This is a genomic window from Nostoc sp. CHAB 5715 (assembly GCF_020829685.1).
Lineage (GTDB): Bacteria > Cyanobacteriota > Cyanobacteriia > Cyanobacteriales > Nostocaceae > Nostoc.
Window position 1 is genome coordinate 1 of record NZ_JAIVFR010000435.1, and the last position, 5,952, is coordinate 5,952.

The window sequence follows — 5,952 nt, forward strand, 5'->3', positions numbered from 1 at the left end:
AAAATCAGAGGCAAAATAGAAACGTAGTGTGAGATTTCTTAATAAAGATATGGCTGCGGCAAGACTTGTGTGTACGCCGTAGTCTTAAGAGGAGAGAAATGAAAGTAAGGTTTTCCATATCCTGTGATACAATCGAATTGTCACCCAATACAATCGCATTGTTAGCCGAAACAATCGCATTGTCAGCCGATACAATCGAATTGTTAGCCGAAACAATCGAATTGTTAGCCGAAACAATCGAATTGTAAGTCGATACAATCGCATTGTAAGTTGATGCGATCGCATCTGCGTAAGTAAATGGACAAAAAGTTAACTCCAACTCCTAGCCTGAATCCCACCATTTGAAGTGGTGATGGCTCAAAGCCAATTACCCAAAAGAACATAGGGGGCCCAAAACCTGGGACGTTTGTATTTGGGATTTTGCAAAAGAGCTAGCTGGGCGCGACGGAGTATTTCAGCTTTAGTTAGGTTTTTGTTGGCTAACTCTTGGTAAAATTGACTCATCAACACAGCAGTAGACTCATCATCCAAGTTCCACAAAGAAGCGATCGTACTGCGTGCTCCTGCCTGAAAAGCGACACCAGCAATTCCTAGTGCAGCTTGTTCGTCCCCGGTAGCTGTTTGACAGGCACTAAGAATAAGCAACTCAATCGCTTCGGGTCTATTTTGCTCTAGTGTTCGCACTAACTCATTTAACTTTTTGACATAAATACGCTCATCCCAAGCGACAATAAATGTCTCCTCAGCCTTGGAGCTAAACTGACCATGAGTTGCAAGATGAACGATAGGGAAAGATAGAGAATTAATCCGATTTTGCAAAGTTTTACTGGTAAATTCTTGATTCAGAAGGATGCTGCTAGGGACTTGAGAGCGGATTTGTTCTAATTCAAGTTTGACGTTGGGTAGTGCAGAAAATCCCGAACTTGCTTCACTCAATCCTGCGGCTATTGCCTTTAATCCCTTCTGTGATGTTTTGGGTTCAATCAGTTGCAGACTGGGGGTGAGTGCAATGTTATACTTCTCAACTAGATACTGTTTGCCATCGTAGAGAGCTGCCATCGGAATATTTCGCAACCAACCATCCAGCACAAATACCAAAGTAGGAGTCTTAGTTTCAGCTAAGGCAGCTTCAGCAGGTTGAATCAGCCATTTGTAAACCTTCTGGGATAAAGATTGAACCTGTCGCAGCGTGTGTGGTTTGGGTAGATTTTCCTGTAGTTGCGCTAAAGTAGTTTCCAATTCTTTTTCAACAACAGGGGTAGTGTAGTGCAACCAACGCTGTTGCGGTAACTCGATGATCACCTCTAGTCGGTCTGGCAAAATAAATGGATAAACAATTGCTGCCGTTGGATCTTTTTTTGGATTACGGATTTGAGCATTCAAACAGTTGTTGCGAAAGAAGTTTTCTAGTTCTGCTATTTGGAGTAATTCAATTGTATTGCTGGCTTTGGCAAGATTTTCTGAACTAAGTTGGGAGTTACCCTGAGATTGCAAAAGTAAATCAACCAACTGTCGATAAACTGGTTCAACTTCCTCTCGAAAGGAAAATTTCACCGCAGAATTGACAGCAACTAAATCACTACGGAGGGCTTGGAGGTTATTAACTGCTTCTGTGTAAGCTGCTACTGCTCCTTTTATATCTCCCTTAGTTTTAAGCAAACGTCCTAGTTGCCATTGCCATTGATAGCCAATGTCTTTAGCATCGATATCTTGAGCGACGAGCAAGGCTTGTTGGGTGAGGTTTTGGGCATCAGACCACTGTTGAGTTTGTTCGTAGACTTGCCCTAAAACACCAATAGCATAGGATTCTGTGCGTCTATCTTGCAAACTTTTTGCTTGCTCAATCGCAGTTGCCAGTAATTGAGCAATGTCCAACCATGAGGGACTGTCTGCGGCAATTTTTTTTCGGAATTGCATTAGACTTTGGGCAAAGTTAATGCGGGCAGAAATTGCTGTCCGACTAAGGGGTAAGTCGTTAAGCTGAGTTTTCATTTGAGAGGACAATGTTTGGAAAGCTGACAATTGCTCAGTTTTCAGCAGTAGTCTTAGTTGATTGGCTTGAGCTTGGATGCGCGTAGTGGGTGAGGTTGCAGTTTTGATAGTTTGTTGATAATATTTTATAGCTGTTTGCGTGTCTTGCTGAACACGGGCTGTATTACCCAGACTGAGGAGAATATCAGCGATCGCTTCTTGATTTGGCAACGATGAAGCTACTTCTAAACTTTGCTGCAATATCTGCCGAGATGTTTCTAAATCACCTGTAACTTGCACGACATTGCCAAGACTATGCAGGGCTGCGACTTTAACAGGTGAGTTGGGTTGACTTTGGAGAATCTGGGTACTTTCTCTTAACGTCTTCTCAGCTTGCCGATAAAACCCTAGAGCTTGCAAAGCTTGCGCTTGGTTAATCCGATTTTGAATAACCGCCCTTTCATGGCCGATTTTGGTATAAATGTCAAGTGATACTCGCCAAGTATCCAGGGCATCTTCAGCTTTGCTTTGAGCCAATTGCAGGCGACCTTTGATATCTAGGACTTGGGCGAGAATTTGCGAGGAGTCTTTGCTATTTATATTTTGAGCAGTTTGTAATAAGTTGAGACTTTGAGCGATCGCAGTTTCTGCCTCTGACCACTGTCCCAATTGCTGATAAGCTAATGAGAGATTAGCTAGTGCGATCGTAAGTCTTTGTTCATCGCCATTAGCTTTGAATGCAGAGATAGCCTGTTGCCAAGAAGTAGCAGCTTCAGCAAACCGTTCGGCTTCATAAAATTTACTGCCCTGTTCCAGCAAACTTTGGGCATCGGGCAACCTTTGAACAATCGAGTTTTCCGCAGTTACATGTGCGAAAGTGGGGGGCAATAACCCCGCGCCTAAAAACATAGCCAAAAGCAGCAGTACACTTAAAAAGCGTTTGATTTTGCGTAATCTAGATTTTTTTGTCGCCATGTTTTTGCCCTCACTTGCACCGCGTTTTTACTAAAAATAGATAGTATAAGTTGCTCAACCTCCCTGACGTTGATTAAACACACGGCAATCGGCTGTCCTCTGCCAGGAAGAATGAGGCGTGACAATGGGTGCACTAGTGAGAATTACATCGCCATTAGCAGCAGTTACCCAACCAGTAGCTTCTACTATGCGAGTTGGTGTTGGATTAATGGGATTTGTGGAAACTGCTGGAGTAGAGGGTTTACCTACTTCTGGGTTGAGAGTCACCAAATCTACCTGCACTGCGTCAGCGCTGAGGGCTTCACCCGGATTAGGTGGTAAGCCACCGCGTCCAGTGATTGTAAAACTGCTCTTAGCTACAGCGCTACCTGCGGTACAAGTCTGTGCTACTTGGGTATCAACTGGTACAGTTGGTAAGTTGACTAAGCCACTGTTAGGGTCAATATCCGGCGTGTTAATTTCTACTACACCGTCTACGCCAAACTCAGAACTAGCGGTAATATCACTCAGAGAAGTTGGGTTAGAGCGGGGCTGGATACCAAAGATGCCTTGAGATGTGATTTGGATATTACCCCCATTGCCCTCAAAGGCATTGGCAAGGATATCACTGTTTTCTGAAGGAACCGCGACAATGAAGCCGCTATTTATATTGATATTGCCGCCATTGCCATTATTGCCAGCTTCAGCAGATATCTTACTAGCACCGCGCAAAAGCAATAAGTCCTGGGCCTGCAGTGTAATATTGCCCCCTTCACCGCTTTCAGTGGCTGCGGACAGGAATGCTTGACCATCAAGGGTTATAGAGTCTGCTTGTTGAATCAGTAAGTTACCTGCGTTTCCTTGACCTTGGCTATTGACTGCTACGCCAGCACCCTCTGTGATAGTTAGTTTATTTGGGTTAATGGAGATTGTACCACCGTCTCCTGTAGAGTTGATATCAGTGTTAGCGAATAGTCCACTAGCAGGGCCTTCATTTCTGACTCTTTCTGGGCCATACAAGGCAAATCGCTCATAGAAAGTGCGATCGCTACCAGAGATAGTCACGCTGTCAGTAGTATTGATAGTGATATTACCTGCCCTGCCACTACCGCCAGTAGTAGTAAGTACTTGTCCACCGCCAGTAGCCTCAAAGGTATTAGCCTTAATGGTAATGTTACCCGCATCACTAGCGTTGAGAGTTTGAGCGTTCACAACTGCCCCATCTGCGACACGAAAAGCACCTGTATTAACTGTAATCTCTCCGCTCTGACCCTGCGCCCCTGGCTCAGTACTAGTTAACAGCCCTCTAGAAAAACCATTAGAACTAATCCCAGAGACAATTACAAAATCATCAGCTTTAATCTGAATTCAGCCCAACTGTTCCTACTCCGGCTAATCCTCCGAGTTCGATTCGACCATCACCAGCCCGTAATAACCCATAATCTATTAATATTCCGCCAGTTTCGACTAGACTTGGCGAGACTTTGCCTCCCACTAGTAACAAGCTTTGACCATCAGGAACTGACAGAACTGCTTGACTTTCGATGGAATTAACTGGTTGAGATGTAATTTGATTGAATAAAAAAGCTGAAGGATTGACTCTCAGCAACGGTGGAGAATTTGGGTTGGAAGCACTGAAAAAACCTTGATTGTCAAATTGCAGTGCATTAGCTGTTGTCGCAACAAAAGAACCACCAATATTTAATTGAGCATTTTGACCAAATACAATTCCATTGGGATTAATCAGAAACAGGTTAGCTGTACCATTAGCACGAATTAACCCATCAATATCGGAAACTAACCCACCCGTTACCCGACTAATGATATTTTGAATATCCGCAGCATTATTAAAGAAAGCAGTGCCGCCAGGTAGAACAGTAAACTCTTGAAAACTGTGGAACAAGTTCCTTCCAGCTTGGGTTCCCCCTTCAATGGTACTGATGTTATTCTGTGTTGTAACACTCGAATTATTGGGTAGAGTGCTATCGGGGGTAATTTGAGCAAAAGCGCAATTAGAAGAGAAAGCGAATGTCTGCAATACAGCTTCGCCGATCGCACTACCCATCACAAACCAACTTCCCAGTGCGAATTTCCAGCACCAACGCGGCCTGCATCGCGTCATTTTAAACATTGCACCCCTTAAATAACCAGCAAGGTAAACTACACCCATTTATAAGGATAGATAGAAAATCCACGGTAGGATTGCGAGAAATAATTACGAATAGTTACAATGCGATCGCTCACAAGTCTGCAATCAACCTTGCCTTCCTCAGAAAGAATTGCATCACAGTCTCTTCTCTAGAAATAATATCGACTGTACCCTCCATTCCCAATTGCAACGCACACAGGTGTTTGTCCCTACCTAGAGAAAGGCTTTCTGGCTCAATTGTTACCTCATAGAACCCACCAACGGCTGCCATCTTTTGGCTAGCAGATTTTGTGGCGGTGGCATTAGCAGCATTCCCTTGAGGTGCGATTGCATCCGGGGAAATCGTCTTAACCTTGCCTTTGAGAGTACCATAATCTGGATAAGGACAAGCAGAAACCCGCATTTGTACCTTTTGACCTTGTTTCAACTTATTTTTATCCTGAAGTGCTACTGCTGCCTTAATCTCCAAGGAAGCATCAGTGGGGACAATTTGGGCAATTTCCTCTCCAGCAGGCACTGTTTGACCGGAGTTTCGCAGGTTTAATTTAGAAATAATTCCGTCTGCTGTGGCAGTAATTCTAGTCTGGCTGAGGTCAATATTTACTTGTTGGAGTTCGCGGGTGTCGCTCTCTAGCTGTTTTTGGATTTCAATTCGTTGTTGGATTAAAGCTTGGCGTTCTTTGTCTAAAGTAGCAATGTTGGCTTGACCCGTAGCTTTTTCTTGGGCAATGCGTTGAGAAGCGATCGCTACTTGTGCATTACTGGGATTGAGGGCAGTTTGGACATTTTGCAATTTGGCTTTAGCTGCTAATAGTGCTTGTTCTTGCTGGCGAACAGCTAGTTGTGCTTCCTCAAATTGATCTCAGCCAGACTAGAAT

The 5,952-nt window shown here is 44.0% G+C and carries 3 protein-coding genes and 1 pseudogene; all 4 read right to left on the reverse strand.

Annotated features, from left to right (window positions below; genetic code table 11):
* Nucleotides 1-357: 357 nt before the first annotated feature.
* A complete protein-coding gene (locus LC574_RS22410; protein WP_229455715.1) occupies nucleotides 358-2,946 on the reverse strand; it encodes a CHAT domain-containing protein in 2,589 nt (862 codons plus the stop codon).
* A 54-nt stretch (nucleotides 2,947-3,000) separates the two neighbouring features.
* Nucleotides 3,001-4,137, reverse strand: a complete 1,137-nt coding sequence (locus LC574_RS22415; RefSeq protein WP_229455716.1) for an S-layer family protein — start codon at nucleotides 4,135-4,137, stop codon at nucleotides 3,001-3,003.
* Between the two features lie 145 nt (nucleotides 4,138-4,282).
* Nucleotides 4,283-5,056, reverse strand: a complete 774-nt coding sequence (locus LC574_RS22420; RefSeq protein ID WP_229455719.1) for a filamentous hemagglutinin N-terminal domain-containing protein — start codon at nucleotides 5,054-5,056, stop codon at nucleotides 4,283-4,285.
* 109 nt (nucleotides 5,057-5,165) lie between these two features.
* Nucleotides 5,166-5,936 (reverse strand): annotated as a pseudogene (locus tag LC574_RS22425) (HlyD family efflux transporter periplasmic adaptor subunit); the annotation flags it as partial.
* Nucleotides 5,937-5,952 lie beyond the last annotated feature (16 nt).

What these genes read in the sequence shown, in the direction of transcription:
- LC574_RS22410 (WP_229455715.1), bottom strand. Translation starts at nt 2,946, where the DNA reads ATGGCGACAAAAAAATCTAGATTACGCAAAATCAAACGCTTTTTAAGT.
- LC574_RS22420 (WP_229455719.1), bottom strand. Translation starts at nt 5,056, where the DNA reads ATGTTTAAAATGACGCGATGCAGGCCGCGTTGGTGCTGGAAATTCGCA.